Consider the following 14,929-nt stretch of genomic DNA (forward strand, 5'->3'; position numbering starts at 1 on the left):
GGTTTACGGCGCCATCATTCCCGTCACCCCGGAACAGGTCCGGGGTGACGACAGGGACCTGTCGGGTCGCGATCCCGCCTGTCCGGATCCGATCGTCATGCGATGGCGGGCAGGCGGTCGAGATATTTGTCGAGCGTGATCGGGTAATCGCGGACGCGGACGCCGGTGGCGTTGTAGACCGCGTTGGCGACGGCGGCTCCCACGCCACACAGGCCCAGTTCGCCGACACCCTTGGCCTTCATCGGGTTTGCCTTGTCATCGGCTTCGTCGAGGAACACGACCTCCTGATGCGGGATGTCGGCATGGACCGGGACTTCGTAGCTGGCGAGGTCGTGATTGACGAACAGGCCGAAGCGCTTGTCGACCGCCAGTTCCTCCATCAGCGCCGATCCGACGCCCATCGTCATCGCGCCGATCACCTGGCTGCGTGCCGACACGGGATTGATGATCCGACCGGCGGCACACACGGCCAGCATCCGGCGCAGGCGGGTGACGCCGGTATAGGCATCGACCGCGACCTCGACGAAATGCGCGCCGAAGGTGGCGAACTGATACTGCTTGCTGAAGTCGCCGAATTCGATCCTGTCCTCGGCGCTGAGCGGCCCCTGCGCCGCCGCGTCACGCAGCGCCACCGTCCGGCCGCCGGCGGTCACGCGACGATCGGCGAACACCGCATCGGCGCCCAGCCCCAGCCGCTGCACCACCTGTTCCCGCAGCTTGACGCAGGCGGCATAGACACCCGCGGTGGCGTTGGCCGCACCCCATTGCCCCCCCGATCCCGCCGAGACGGGATAGGACGAGTTGCCCAGCCGTACCTCGACCGCATCGACCGGTACGCCCATCATCTCGGCGGCGGTCTGGGCGATGATCGTGTAGCTGCCGGTGCCGATATCGGTCATGTCGGTTTCGACCGTGACCCGTCCGTCCTGCGACAGCCGCACGCGCGCGCCGGATGCCATGTTGAGGTGGTTGCGAAAGGCGGCGGCGACACCCATGCCGACCAGCCACTTGCCGTCGCGCACCTGTGCGGGCCTGGGCGTACGTTTGGCCCAGCCGAACCGGTCGGCACCTTCGGTCAGGCAGCGGACCAGCTGGCGTTGCGAGAAGCGCTTGTCCGGCTGGGCGGGATCGACCTGCGTGTCGTTCTTCACGCGAAAGGCGATCGGGTCCATGCCCAGCTTTTCCGCCATCTCGTCCATCGCGACTTCGAGCGCCATCATCCCCGGCGCCTCGCCCGGCGCGCGCATCGCATTGCCCTCGGGCAGGTCGAGCACCGCGAGGCGCATCGCCGCCAGCCGGTTCGCGCCGGCATAGAGCAGCTTGGTCTGGTTGACCGCTACTTCGGGTCCGCCACCCTGCTGGTCGCCCGATCCGCTTTCGTGGCCGATCGCGGTGAGGGTGCCGTCGCGCGTCACGCCCAGCCGGATGCGCTGGCGGGTGGCGGGGCGATGGGTCGCGTTGTTCGCCATCATCGGGCGCGTCATCGCGAGCTTGACCGGCCGCTGCGCCGCCTTCGCGCCCAGCGCCGCCAGCACCGCATCGGCGCGCAGGAACAGCTTTCCGCCGAACCCGCCGCCGACATAGGGCGACAGCAACGTCACCTTGTCCTTGGGGATGCCCAGCGTCGTCGCCAGGTCGCCGCGCCCCCAGTCGATCATCTGGTTCGACGTCCAGACGGTGAGTTGGTCGCCATTCCATGCGGCGATCGAGGCGAACGGCTCCATCATCGCATGGGTGTGGTCCGGCGTGGTGTATTCGGCGTCGAGCTTCACCGGCGCGGCGGCATAGGCGCTTTCGAAGCTGCCGACGCGGGCCTCGCCATCGTCGCCGGGGGCCGGTTTGGCGGTCCTGAGCGCTTCGTCGAGGTCGAACCGGCCCTTCGCGCGGGCATAGTCGACGCGGACCAGCGCGGCGGCGGCGCGCGCCTGTTCGAACGTCTCGGCGACGACCACGGCCACCGCCTGATGATAATGGTCGACATCCGGCCCGGCGAGCAGCTTGACCGTGTTCATCTTGCCCTTGCCGAGCTTGCCGGCGTCCTGCGCGGTGACGATCGCCAGTACGCCCGGCGCGGCGCGCGCGGCGCTGGTGTCGATCGATCGGATCGTACCCTTCGCCACGCCCGCCCCGACGATCGCACCATAGGCGGGGTCGGCGACCTCTCGGTGATGTTCATAGGCATAGGGGGCGAGGCCGGTGGTCTTGAGCGGACCGTCGATGCGCGGCAGCGCGCGGCCAACCGCCTGTTTGCGATCGATCGGGTTGGTCCCGGCGGGGGAATCGAACTTCATGGGATCAGGCCCTGTTCTGGTCGGCGGCTTGCGCGATGACGGAAGCGAGCGCACGCGTGGCGAGCGGCAGCTTGAAGGCATTGTCCTTGGTCGGCGTCGCCCCCTGAAACGCGCGGGCGGTGACGGCGGCGGCGCCTTGCGGCAACAGCGCGTCCGCCGCCTCGACCCGCCATGGCCGCGGCGCGACCCCGCCGAACGCCACGCGCCCGGTGCCGTCGCGCTGGATCACCGCCGCGACCGACACCAGTGCATAGGCATAGGAGGCGCGGTCGCGGACCTTTTCGTAGAAATGCCTGCCGCCGATCGGGCGGGGCAGGGTGACGGCGGTAATCAGTTCGCCGGGTTTGAGCACGGTGTCGAGATCGGGCCGGTCGCCCCACAGGCGGTGGAAATCGGCGATCGCGATCGAGCGGCGCTGGCCCTGACCATCGACGGTCTCGACCACCGCGTCCAGCACCCGCATCGCCACCGCCATGTCGCCGGGAAAGGTCGCGATACAGTCGTTCGACACGCCGATCACGCCCAGCTGGCGCGAATAGCCGCCGATCGCGGCGCAGCCCGACCCCGGCTTGCGCTTGTTGCAGGCCATGTTGGTGTCGTAGAAATAGGGGCAGCGGGTGCGCTGGAGCAGATTGCCGGCGGTCGACGCCTTGTTGCGCAGCTGTCCGCTGGCCCCCGCGACGATCGCGCGGGTCAGCACGCCATAGTCGCGCCGCACCCGTTCGTCGGCGGCAAGGTCGGTGTTGGTGACCAGCGCACCGATGCGCAGCCCGCCGTCGCGGGTCTTCTCGATCCGGTCGAGCTTGAGGTCCTGCACATCGACCAGATGGGTCGGCGTCTCGACCTCGATCTTCATCAGGTCGAGCAGGTTGGTGCCGCCGGCGATGAATCTCGCGCCGGGGCGCGATGCGACGATCCGGGCGGCCTCGACCGGGTCCGTGGCGCGCTCGTAGGTGAATGCTCTCATGCGCCTGCGACCTCCGCCATGGCATCGGCGATGTTGGAATAGGCACCGCAGCGGCAGATGTTGCCGCTCATCCGCTCGCGCATTTCCATGTTGGTGGCGCGTGGCTTCGCGGTCAGGTCGGCCTGCACATGGCTGGGAATGCCGCGCCTGATCTCGTCGAGCACCGCCACGGCCGAACAGATCTGGCCCGGCGTGCAGTAACCGCACTGATACCCGTCATGCTTGACGAATGCCGCCTGCATCGGGTGCAGCTTCTCGGGCGTGCCGAGCCCCTCGATCGTAGTCACCCGGTCGCCATCGTGCATCACCGCCAGCGTCAGGCAGCTATTGATCCGCTTGCCGTCGACCATCACCGTGCAGGCACCGCACTGGCCATGGTCGCAGCCCTTCTTCGTGCCGGTCAGGTGGAGATGTTCGCGCAATGCGTCGAGCAGCGTGGTGCGCGTGTCCAGCGTCAGTTCGCGAACCTGTCCGTTGACGTTCAGCCGCACCGGCATCGTCGGCGCAGACGCGGCGGGAGCGGGCGCCTGCGCGGTGGCGGGCAGGGGCGCGGCGACCAGCGCGGCGGTCGCTGCCCCGCCGGTCAGCACGCCGCGGCGCGACAGTTCGAGTTCGGATGGCTCCGCCATGGATCGATTCTTCCTTCCCACCGTCTGCATGACGGGCGCTGTGGACGCGTGACACGTCCCGACGGGAAGATAACGCTATCGGACGGATTTGGTGCAATCGCTTTCGGCATGGGTACGCCGGGCGACGTTGCCGCGATCCCCGATCCCATGGCCGGCGACGACCATCCGCATCGTCAGCGGCCGGCCAGCGCTGCCTTCAGGTCGACGCCGCTGGCCTGCCAGTCGGTGCGGGTCTTGCACACCGTCCTGCGGATGAACCACCCCGGATGCTCCGTGCGGAAGCAGTAGCGGGCGTTTGCCGGCGCCTTGTACGCCGTGGCGGCGGCGCCCGCGGCGAGGGTGATCGTGGTCGGCACGGCGGCGGTCGAGGCGGCGTCCACCGGCGTCGCCGCCCCCTGCGGCTCGGCGGCGAGCGCGGCGGTGGCCGTGCCGATGCCGAGAACGATCGAGGCGGCGCAGCGTATCTTGTTCACGATTATTCCCCCGGCATCCTGCATGTTCGCAGATTACTCGAGGTCGATAGCACAATTGTCGTCGATACTGAAAACAGACCAAGAAAAACAGGTTGAACAATTGCAATAGATACGTAGTTATTTATCGAAGGCCAACCAATAGTAATAAAGGAATAGATTGGTACATATTCTAAATAGGATCCCTGCGCTCAACAAAAGTGGATCGGGTCCTTTGCGATCGATCGCATGGGCCGATCTGCTCTTGCAAGGATGTGGGCGTTTCCCGAGACTTACCGGTGGGGCGCGAGGCATTCCGTAAAATGCCGCGCGCCGCGCGTCATTTCCATATACCGAACATTAATGGCCGGGACCTACCCCTGCCGGCCTAGCGCCGCGCCGGAGGGGGATCGGTCCGAATGTCGTATCTGATCGACCACGTGGCCGCGCGTCACGACTCGACGATCGTCCTGATGGCGCTGGTGATCTGCATCGTCGCCGCCCTGTCGATCTTCACCCAGTTGCAGCGCGCGTTCGAATGCGTGATCGGACGCCGCCGGTTCTGGCTGGCATCGGCGGCGATCACGGCCGGGGCCGGCGTCTGGTCCACGCATTTCATTTCGATGATCGCCTATCGCAGCGCCGACCGGTTGCAGTTCGATCAGTCGCTCACCGCATTGTCCGCGTTGATCGCGGCGGGGGCGTTCGCCCTTGCCTTCGCGTTGCTACGCCGTTCGGGCGGTATCGTGGTCGCGTCGCTCTGCGGTGCGATCGCGACCGGCGGAATCGTCGGCATGCACCTGACCGGCATGGCGGCGATCCGGCATCCGGCGGTCGTCGCCACCGATATTCGTCCGGTCGCCGTCGCGGCGTCGCTCGGCTGGCTGGCGCTGTCGGCGGCATTCGCGCTGTTCGTGCGCGGCAGAGGAAGCCGGCGAATCTACCTGCCGGCGGCGGGCATGGTGCTGACGACGATATTCCTGCATTTCGTCGCGATGTCCGCGGCAGTCATCGACCATGGTCACGGCACGGCACGGGGCGGCAATGATACCGCATGGCTGCTCTACTGGGTCGTCGGCGCATCGTTCCTGCTGGTTGCAGGTACGGCGGCGGCATCGGTGCTCGACCGGTTCCTGACCGACCTGCGCGGGCTGGCCGATGCGACGTCCGAAGGGTTGCTGATTACCGGCGACGACCGCATCCTCGAAGCGAACGAGCGGGCCTGCGCGCTGCTGGGCGTATCGCGCGGCGAGGTGATCTGGACGTCGGTGGCATGCTGGTTCGAAACGGCGGATGCGGCCGGTCTTTCGCCGGGCGAGAGCCTCCGCACCCGGATCACCGGCAGCACGATCGAGGACCAACTGGTCGAACTCACCGCGCGCACGATCGAATATCGCGGGCGGGCCGCAACCGTCATCGCGCTGCGCGACCTGACGGAAACCGGCCGTGCCGAGCGGGCGATCGCGCATCTGGCGTCGCACGATACGCTGACCGGACTCGCCAATCGCGCCGCGTGCGACGGCGCGCTGGCTGCCGCGGTGCGATCGGGCGTCCCGTTCGGGATGATGGCGATCGATCTCGACCGGTTCCGGGCGGTCAACGACCTGTTCGGCCATGGCGCGGGCGACGCGATCCTGATCCGCGTTGCCCGCATCCTCGAACAGGCGATCGGCGCGCAGGACATGGTGGCACGGATCGGCGGGGACGAGTTCGTCGTCCTGCAGCGCCAGATCGGGTCGCTCGACGATACCCGCCGCCTTGCCGCCCATGTCGCGGCGAGCCTTGCCGCCGAGATGGACTCCGCGCGCGATCCGACGGCGATCGGGTGCAGCCTGGGCGTCGTCACCTTCCCGCGCGACGGGACCGATCCGGAAACGCTGCGCCACAATGCGAGCGTCGCGTTGACGCGGGCGAAGGAGGACGGACGCGGCCGGGCGTCGTTCTTCGACGCGGTGATGGACCGCGATGCGCGCGAGCGGCAGAGCCTCGAACACGACCTGCGCCATGCGATCTGCCGCGACCAGTTGCGGCTGGTGTACCAGCCGCTGGTGGCGACGGCGACCGGCGACGTCGTCGGTTACGAGGCGCTGTTGCGCTGGACGCATCCGGCCCGTGGCGCGGTGTCCCCAGCGCTGTTCATTCCGGTCGCCGAGGAAGCGGGGACGATCGGCGCGATCGGCGAATGGGTGCTGCGACAGGCATGTCGCGAGGCAGCGCTGTGGCCGTCGCAACTGTCGCTGGCGGTGAACGTGTCGCCGGTCCAGCTGCGCCTGCCTTCGCTGCCCGAACTGGTGCGTGCGGTGCTGGACGACAACGGGTTCGATCCCGCGCGGCTCGAGCTGGAGATCACCGAGACCGCGCTGCTGCGCGATCGGGAAACGTCGCTGGCAATACTGCGCGAGATCCGGGCCTTGGGCGTGCGCATCGCGATGGACGATTTCGGCACCGGCTATTCCTCGCTCAGCAACCTGCGCCATTTCCCGTTCGACAAGATCAAGATCGATCGCAGCTTCGTATCGGCCATGCACGAGGACGAGGCGGCGCTATCGATCGTCCGCGCCGTCGCCGGGCTGGGCAAGGGGCTGAAGCTCCCCGTCGTCGCCGAAGGGGTGGAGACCGAACAGCAGCGGCGGATGGTGCAGGCCGAAGGGTGCCTGCTGGCGCAGGGCTATCTGTTCGGGCGCCCGGGCGCAGTGTTGCCTGCCCGCCGGATCGCGAAGCAGCGCGCGTAACGAAAAGGCGGCGCAGGATCGCTCCCACGCCGCCCCTTCAAACCGGGTTCTGCGCTCAGGCGGGTTCGGCGACGCCGACCGGCTGCACGCTGTCATGGTTCTGCGGCACGTCGAAACGGTCCGCGTTCATCACCTTGGTCCAGGCCGCGACGAAATCACGGACGAACTTTTCCTCGTGCCCCGTCTCGGCATAGACCTCGGCCACCGCGCGCAGCTGGCTGTTCGACCCGAAGATCAGGTCGGTGCGCGTCGCGCGCCAGCGTTCGTGCTGCCCGGCCCGGTCATAGCCGATGAACTCTTCGTCCGCGCTGGTGTCGACCACCTTCCAGAAGGTGTCGTTGCCCAGCAGGTTGACGAAGAAGTCGTTGGTCAGCTGCCCCTTGCGGTCGGTGAACACGCCTTCGGGTGCGTCGTTGTAGTTGGCACCCAGCACGCGCAGGCCGCCGACCAGCACGGTCATTTCGGGCACCGACAGGCCGAGCAGCGACGCGCGGTCGAGCAGCAGCTCCTCGGTCTTCACGCTGTGCTTGGTCTTGAGGTAGTTGCGGAAGCCATCGGCGACCGGTTCCATCACCGCGAAGCTGTCGGCATCGGTCCAGTCCTGCGTCGCGTCGCCGCGACCGCCGGTGAAGGGCACCTCGACCGCGAAGCCGGCGTCCTTTGCCGCCTGCTCCACCGCCGCGCTGCCCGCCAGCACGATCGCATCGGCGAGCGACAGGTTGCCGCGCAGTTCCTCGATCTTCGCCAAGACCTGCGACAGTTCCTCGGGCTCGTTCACCTTCCAACCGCGCTGCGGTTCGAGGGCGATACGCGCACCGTTGGCGCCACCGCGATGGTCGGAGCGGCGATAGGTCGATGCCGATGCCCAGGCGGTCTTGACCAGCTGGCCTATCGAGAAGCCCGCGTTCAGGATTGCCGACTTGAATGCGGCGACGTCGCCGTCGGACGGTGCGGTGCCGGCGGGGACCGGGTCCTGCCAGATCAGCGTTTCCTCCGGCACTTCCGGCCCGAGGTAACGGATCTTCGGCCCCATGTCGCGGTGCGTGAGTTTGAACCAGGCCCGCGCGAAGGCGTCCTTGAACGCTTCATGGTCGTGGCGGAACTTCTCCGAAATGGCGCGCATCTCGGGATCGACCTTCAGCGCCATGTCGGCAGTGGTCATCATCGTCGGCACGCGCAGGTTCGGGTCATGCGCCGCCGGGGCCATGTCCTCCTCGCGCTGGTCGATCGGCTGCCACTGCTTGGCGCCCGCCGGGCTGCGCACCAGTTCGTACTCGTAATCGAGCAGCAGGCGGAAATAATTGCCCGACCATTCGGTGGGGGTGTTCACCCACGCGCCCTCGATGCCGCTGGTGGTCGTGTGCTCGCCAAAGCCGCTTTCGAAGCTGTTGGTCCAGCCGAGGCCCATCAGCGAAATGTCGGCACCCTCGGGCGCGTCGCCGACCATCGTCGGATCGCCGGCACCATGCGCCTTGCCGAAGGTGTGCCCGCCGGCGGTCAGCGCAACGGTTTCCTCGACGTTCATCGCCATCCGGGCAAAGGTTTCCTTGATGTCGCGCGCCGACTGCATCGCGTCGGGCACGCCACCGGGACCTTCCGGATTGACGTAGATCAGGCCCATCTGGATCGCGGCCAGCGGCTGTTCCAGCTCCAGTTCTTCCTCGGGCAGGATGCGGGTCTTGTTGTCGGGATGGCCGACGAACTGTTCTTCCGAACCCCAGTAGATGTCCTTTTCGGGTTCGAACACGTCGCGCCGACCGCCGCCGAAGCCGAACACCGGTCCGCCCATATTCTCGATCGCGACGTTGCCCGCGAGGATGAACAGGTCGGCCCAGCTGATGTTCTTGCCGTATTTCTGCTTGATCGGCCACAACAGGCGACGTGCCTTGTCGAGGTTGCCGTTGTCCGGCCACGAATTGAGCGGGGCGAAGCGCTGCTGCCCGCTGTTCGCGCCGCCGCGACCGTCGGCGGTGCGGTACGTGCCCGCCGCGTGCCATGCCATGCGGATGAACAGGCCGCCGTAATTGCCGTAATCCGCCGGCCACCATGGCTGGCTGTCGGTCATCAGCGCGGTCAGGTCGGCCTTCAGCGCGGCATAGTCGAGCTGTTGGAACGCTTCGGCATAGTCGAATTCATGCCCCATCGGGTCGGGCGAGGTGCCGCCCTGGTTGAGCACTTCCAGCGGCAGCGCATCGGGCCACCAGTCGCGGTTGGTGCGGCCCACCAGCGACCGAACCGTGTTCGGTTGGTGGATCGGGCAGCCGCTCATCTCTCCGGTCTTCGCGTCCATTATCGGCTCTCCATTGCTATGGCCGACAGACTAGCGGGTAAGCGGGTATACCGATAAGCGATTGTCTCGTTCACACTTGGCGGAAAAGTCGATCGGTACGCATGGGGAGCCGAATGGACGGGACATCAAAACCAAACCGTTCGTGCTGAGTAGGGGCTGGGCGCAGTCGAAGACCCGTATCGAAGCATTTGTGGCAGTCCTTCGATACGCCGCTTCGACAAGCTCAGCGGCTACTCAGGACGAACGGTTCTGGCTTCGATTGAGTCACCGCCCGCGGACCGCACCATCCTGCAACCACGCGCGCAGCAGCATCGTGACCTCTCCGCCCCGCTCCATCGGGGCCAGATGGCCGCAGTTGCGCAGGATGTGGAAGCGGGCACCGGGGATGCGATCGGCAAGCGCCTGCGCATCCTCGGGCAGGCAGATGCGGTCGCGGTCGCCGACCGCGACCAGTGCCGGCACCCGCACCGCCTCGATCGCGGCGTCGAGGTCGGGCCGGGCGAGCAGCGCGTGCTGCTGGCGTTCGAACACCTCGGGCCCGACGCGTTCGGCCATCGCCTGGACGGGTCCGCTGACGATCGGGGTGAGCGCCGGGTCGGCATGTGGCGCGGTGGCGAGCAGCCCCTGTTCGCCCATAGTCCGCGGGCGCATCGCCAGCGTGGCGCGCGTGCCGAACAGGGTGATGCGTGCGATCCGCTCGGGCGCCTGCCGCACCATCTCCAGCGCGACATAGCCGCCCAGGCTGACGCCGGCGACGGCGAAGCGCGGCGGGGCGTGGGCCAGCACCCGCGCCGCCATCCTTGCCAGCGTATCGTCGACGGTCAGGTCGCCGAGTTCCGGATGGGCCACGTCGCCCAGATCGACGATCTGCCGCGCCCATAATTGTCCGTCACAGCCCATGGCGGGCAGCAGGACCAGCGGCATCGAAGGCGTCATCCGGATACTCCAGTGTCAGGTGAAGAAAGGCAGGATGCCGCGGGCCGGATCGGTCAGCCCTTCGTAGATCATGCGGCAGGCGACATAGACGATGACGGCAAGGCCGATATAGGCGACCCAGCGATAGCGTTCGATCACGCGCGCCAGCACGTTGGCGGCGATGCCCATCAATGCGACCGACAGGATCAGCCCGACGGCGAGGATGCCGGGATGGTCGCGCGCGGCACCGGCGACGGCGAGCACGTTGTCGAGGCTCATGCTGACGTCGGCGACGGCGACCGCCCAGGCGGCGCTGGCGAAGCTGCGCGGCGCGGCGGCCTTCAGCGCGGTCTCCTCGCCCGTGGCATCGTTATGGTCGCGCAGTTCGCGCCACATCTTCCACGCGACCCATACCAGCAGCAGACCGCCGGCGAAGACGAGGCCGGTGACCTGCAGCAGCTGCGTCACGACGAGGGCGAAGGCGACGCGCAGGACCAGCGCGGCGCCGACGCCGATCAGGATGACCTTGCGGCGCATCGCCGGCGGCAGGCCGGCGGCCAGCGCGCCGACGACGATGGCATTGTCCGCCGCCAGCATGATGTCGATCAGCACGACCTGGGTGAAGGCGGCGAGGGCGGACGGACTGCCGATATTGGCGAAGTCCGCGACGATATGGTTCCAGAGTTCGGTCATCAAATCAGCTCACGAAAGGGAAGGCGAGTACCGCCATACCGACAAGCGTCATCACAACACAGACCGCCGTTGCCGGTATCAGCGTAAATCGTTGATGATCGGCGAGATCGATGCCGGCAAGGCTGACCAGCAGGTAGGTGGAGGGCACCAGCGGGCTGAGCAGGTGGACCGGCTGTCCCATCAGCGACGCGCGCGCGATCGCCATCGGCGACACGCCGTAATGCGCGCCCGCCTCGGCGAGGATCGGCAGCATCCCGAAATAGAAGGCGTCGTTCGAGATGAAGAAGGTGAACGGCAGCGAGAGCGCGGCGGTGATCGGCGCCATGTAGGGGCCCAGCGCGGGCGGGATGAAGCCGACGACTTCCTTGCTCATCGCCTCCACCATGCCGGTGCCCGACAGGATGCCGGTGAAGATGCCCGCGGCGAAGATCAGCGACACGACCGACAGCACGTTGCCGGCATGCGCGGCGATGCGTTCCTTCTGTTCGGCGACCTGCGGATAGTTGACGATCATGGCCACCGCAAATGCCAGCATCATCAGCACCGACAGCGGCAGGATGCCCGACACGAGGCCCGCGATCAGCGCGAGCGTCAGCGCGCCGTTGAACCAGCGCAGGCGATAGCGGCGCGCTTCGGGAAATTGCGACACCGCCATGCCGGTGAAGGTCGTCGGGCCGTTGGCCTTCACATGGCCGATGCGGCGGCGTTCCTTGCGCCCGAACCAGATGGCGAGGCCGATCAGGAAGGCGAGGCCGACGATCATGCCGGGGATCAGCGGCAGGAACAGCGTGGCGGGATCGAGCTTCAGCGCGCTGGCCGCACGCGCGGTCGGGCCGCCCCATGGCGTCAGGTTCATGATGCCGCTGGTGCTCATGAGCAGGCAGCACAGGTACAGCCGGTTCATGTCGTAGCGTTTGTAGAGCGGCAGCAGCGCGGCGATGGTGATGATGTAGGTCGTGGAGCCATCGCCATCCAAGCTGACGATCGCGCACAGCACGACCGTGCCGATCAGGATCAGCATCGGATCGCCGTGCACCACGCGCAACAGCCGGTTGACCAGCGGGTCGAACAGCCCGGTATCGGTCATGATCGAGAAGAACAGGATGGCAAACAGCAGCATCACGCCGGTCGGGGCGAGGTTCTTGATGCCGTCGATCATCATGTCGCCGATGCCGCTGGCGAAACCGGCGAGTAGCGCGAAGAGCGTGGGCACGACGATCAGCGCGACCAGCGGGGTCATCCGCTTGGTCATGATGAGCGTCATGAAGGTGGCGACCATCAGGAAGCCGAGCAGGGCGAGATCCATGGGTAAGCTCCCCGGGGAGGTCAGAAGGTGACGGCGATGCGGGTCATGACGGTCTGGCCGTCATCGGGCCCGACAAGGGCGCCGGCGCGATTGTCGGTGTTCCAGTGGACCAGATTGGCCTGGAACCGCGTGAAGCTGTTGAGATACCAGTTGGCGCCGATCGTCGCCGCCCAGCCCTGTCCACCAGTCAGCAGGTCGGTGTAATCGAGATTCTCGTAGCGGGCGGTCAGTTCGATCGCGCCCGGCCCCCCTTCGAAGATCGGGCGCAGCACGCGCGGCTGGCCGAAGCTGCCGAGACGCGGGTTGTAGGGCGGCAGGTCGCCGGTCAGGAACCACCCGCCCGACAGGCTCCACGCCTTGCTGACGAAATCGGGGCGGCCGGCGTCGAGGCGCGCATGGCGCTGTCCGGCTTCGGCCATCAGCCACACCGGACCGACATAGCCGCCCAGTTCCGCGCCATAGCCGGTGGTGCCGGTGCCGCCGGTCAGCGCCCCCGACGACACGCGCAGCGCGCCGTTGAAGCGCCCGCCGATCACGGTGTTGCGGGTAAGGGTCGTGGCGCCGGCGGCGAGCCCTTCGTCGAAGCCCCAGACGCCCAGATGCAGGACGCTGTTGTCGGTCTTGACCGGGTTCCAGTGCGCGCGCGCCAGCACGGTGCGACTGTCGTTGCCGCCCTGATTGCCGTCGATCCGGTCGCCGGTGACGGTCAGCGATGCGTGGCCGGTCTTCCAGAACAGGCGCGGCATGATGCCGACGCCATAGAAGCCGCGCTGCGGGATGATCGCGGTCGACACGACGGTGCGTTCCATGAACGGCGTCGAATCGGACCCGGTCGATCCTTCGAACCCGCGATCGTTGAACAGGTGGCCGGCGCGGACGTCATAGTCGATGCCCGGCGCGATCCGGTTGCGCCAGCCGATGAACGCGGTGACGATATCGACCTCGTTCTCCGAAAAGTCGCTTTCGAACTGGTAGAAGAAATGCGTGCCGACCCCGCCTTCGAGGCCGAGGCGCAGCGCGCGCATGCCGGTCGTCGTGATGTTGCGGGCGGTATAGTCGGAGCCGAAGGTCGAGCTGACATCGGTCAGGATGCGCCCGCGTGGCTTGAAGGTGTAGACGCCGTCGGCCGAGTGGAAGACGGGAAGCCCCGCGCCCCATTCGGTGGTGACGCCGGCGGCATTGGCCTGTCGCGCCTGCGCCACGTCGCGCTCGGCGGGGCCGGGGGGCACCAGCTGCGGCGCGAACGGGCTGGTGACGTTGCCGCCGGACTGCGATGGGGTCTGGGCCAGCACGACGGGCGGGGTCGCGGGGGCGGGGGTCGGCGCCGGCCCGGCGGCGGCGGTCGGCGCGCCCTCCAGCCGGTCGAGCCGGGCGCGCAGGGCCGCGATCTCGGCCGACTGCGCCTTTACCAGTGCCGCCAGCTCTTCCTGGGTCGGCGTCTGGGCCAGCGCGGGCGTCGCACAGATCAGCGCGGCGATCGCGCAACCGCTACGGAACGGGGTCATCATCGGTTTCCTTCAGTCAGGATCGCGCGCCAGTCGGCGAGGAAGCGGCGGCGCATGATCGTGTCGAGATTGACGAGAAGCTGTGGGCCCACGCGGATCGGGCGCTGTTGTTCGGCGGACAGGCGGGGCGCGCGCACGTCGCTGCGCACCGGCAGCAACCATTGCCTCGCCAGCAGCGTCTGGCCGGTGCGCGACAGCAGGAAGTCGAGGAACAGCTTCGCCGCCGCCGGACGCCGCGCGTCGCGGGCGATGAAGGCGACGCGCGAGGCGACGATGGTGTAGTCGCGCGGAAAGACCACGCCGATGCGCGGGTCGCGCTGCGCCCGCGTCAGCGCATAGGGACCGACGACGTTATAGGCGATCGCCACCCGGCCATCGGCGACCGCGTCGAGCATCGGTTCGGTGGTCGGCGACAGCCATGGCCGCGTCGCCGCCATCGCCTGCACCAGCGAACGGGTGTCGCGGGTGATCGCGAAATCCTCCGCCAGATAGAGATAGCCGACGTTCGAGCGCGCCGGGTCGTAGGTCGCGACCTTGCCGGTCAGCGCCGCGCGCCGCGTCCGCAACAGCGCCTCGAACGCCTCGTGCGTGCGCGGAACCCGGGCCGGGGGGATCAGCCGCCGGTTGTAGACGAAGGCGACGGGTTCGGTGGTGACGCCATAGCCCATGTTCTTCCACACCGCGTTGGCCGGCAGCGCGGGTTTCTCGGGGCTGAGATACGCCTGGGCGAAGCCGTCGTTGATGAGCTTCGCCTGCAGATCCATGCCCGACGACCAGACGAGGTCGGCACCGGGGGCATGGGTCCGCGCCTCGTTCACGACGCGGCGGTAGATTTCGCGCGACTCGAGGTCGTCGTAGCGGACGGTGACGCCCGGCCAGGTCCGGCGGAAGGCGGCGATCAGCGGCGCCATCGCCGACGCATCGGCATTGCCATAGACGCGCACGCCGCCTTCCGCCCGCGCCGCGGCGACCAGCGCGTCGTAGGAGCGCGGATAGCCGGCCGGGCGTTGCGCCAGTGCCGGGGCACTCGCAGCGATCAGGATGGACAACAGGATCAGGCGACGTTTCATTTCAGGTCCTCTCGCTTCCCGCCTCTGGGTTCAGGTAAGCTCGCACCCATGGCCTATGGATCGAACCTGTCATCCGCCTTTC

Annotated in this window: 11 protein-coding genes; 1 reads left to right on the forward strand and 10 read right to left on the reverse strand. The window is 67.7% G+C overall.

The features are described 5' to 3' along the window. Positions 1 to 95: 95 nt before the first annotated feature. The 4 genes from paoC to QLH51_RS00770 all read right to left on the reverse strand — a co-directional run bounded on the left by paoC (position 96) and on the right by QLH51_RS00770 (position 4,360). Complete coding sequence (gene paoC / locus QLH51_RS00755) at positions 96 to 2,291, reverse strand: aldehyde oxidoreductase molybdenum-binding subunit PaoC (RefSeq protein ID WP_125654796.1); 2,196 nt, start codon at positions 2,289 to 2,291, stop codon at positions 96 to 98. Positions 2,292 to 2,295: 4 nt separating this feature from the next. Then, positions 2,296 to 3,258 (reverse strand): FAD binding domain-containing protein, encoded by a 963-nt coding sequence (locus QLH51_RS00760; RefSeq protein WP_125654794.1) that lies wholly within the window; start codon positions 3,256 to 3,258, stop codon positions 2,296 to 2,298. Continuing rightward, positions 3,255 to 3,887, reverse strand: a complete 633-nt coding sequence (gene paoA, locus QLH51_RS00765; protein WP_125654792.1) for an aldehyde dehydrogenase iron-sulfur subunit PaoA — start codon at positions 3,885 to 3,887, stop codon at positions 3,255 to 3,257. Before paoA ends, QLH51_RS00760 begins: the two co-directional genes overlap by 4 nt. A gap of 173 nt (positions 3,888 to 4,060) precedes the next feature. After that, entirely contained in the window at positions 4,061 to 4,360 is a 300-nt protein-coding gene (locus QLH51_RS00770; RefSeq protein WP_125654790.1) for a hypothetical protein, read from the reverse strand. A 395-nt stretch (positions 4,361 to 4,755) separates the two neighbouring features. Here QLH51_RS00770 and QLH51_RS00775 point away from each other — a divergent pair, with 395 nt between their 5' ends. After that, positions 4,756 to 7,068, forward strand: a complete 2,313-nt coding sequence (locus QLH51_RS00775) for a putative bifunctional diguanylate cyclase/phosphodiesterase (protein WP_125654788.1) — start codon at positions 4,756 to 4,758, stop codon at positions 7,066 to 7,068. Positions 7,069 to 7,123: 55 nt separating this feature from the next. Here the strand turns inward: QLH51_RS00775 and katG are convergent, their stop codons facing one another. From katG to QLH51_RS00805, 6 genes are all read right to left on the reverse strand, one after another. Next, entirely contained in the window at positions 7,124 to 9,358 is a 2,235-nt protein-coding gene (gene katG / locus QLH51_RS00780; RefSeq protein ID WP_125654786.1) for a catalase/peroxidase HPI, read from the reverse strand. A 264-nt stretch (positions 9,359 to 9,622) separates the two neighbouring features. Next, entirely contained in the window at positions 9,623 to 10,294 is a 672-nt protein-coding gene (locus QLH51_RS00785; protein WP_125654784.1) for an alpha/beta fold hydrolase, read from the reverse strand. Between the two features lie 15 nt (positions 10,295 to 10,309). Beyond that, positions 10,310 to 10,966 carry a YjbE family putative metal transport protein gene (locus tag QLH51_RS00790; protein ID WP_125654782.1) on the reverse strand — a complete coding sequence of 219 codons (657 nt, stop codon included), beginning with the start codon at positions 10,964 to 10,966 and terminating at the stop codon, positions 10,310 to 10,312. A gap of 4 nt (positions 10,967 to 10,970) precedes the next feature. Next, a complete protein-coding gene (locus QLH51_RS00795; RefSeq protein WP_125654780.1) occupies positions 10,971 to 12,272 on the reverse strand; it encodes a CitMHS family transporter in 1,302 nt (433 codons plus the stop codon). Positions 12,273 to 12,292: 20 nt separating this feature from the next. Beyond that, positions 12,293 to 13,780 (reverse strand): OprO/OprP family phosphate-selective porin, encoded by a 1,488-nt coding sequence (locus QLH51_RS00800; RefSeq protein WP_125654778.1) that lies wholly within the window; start codon positions 13,778 to 13,780, stop codon positions 12,293 to 12,295. Then, the gene (locus QLH51_RS00805; protein ID WP_125654777.1) at positions 13,777 to 14,847 is read right to left on the reverse strand and encodes an ABC transporter substrate-binding protein; all 1,071 of its coding nucleotides are present in this window, start codon (positions 14,845 to 14,847) and stop codon (positions 13,777 to 13,779) included. Before QLH51_RS00805 ends, QLH51_RS00800 begins: the two co-directional genes overlap by 4 nt. Positions 14,848 to 14,929 lie beyond the last annotated feature (82 nt).

The organism is Sphingomonas sp. 2R-10, assembly GCF_030062225.1.
In the GTDB taxonomy this organism is placed as follows: Bacteria; Pseudomonadota; Alphaproteobacteria; order Sphingomonadales; family Sphingomonadaceae; genus Sphingomonas.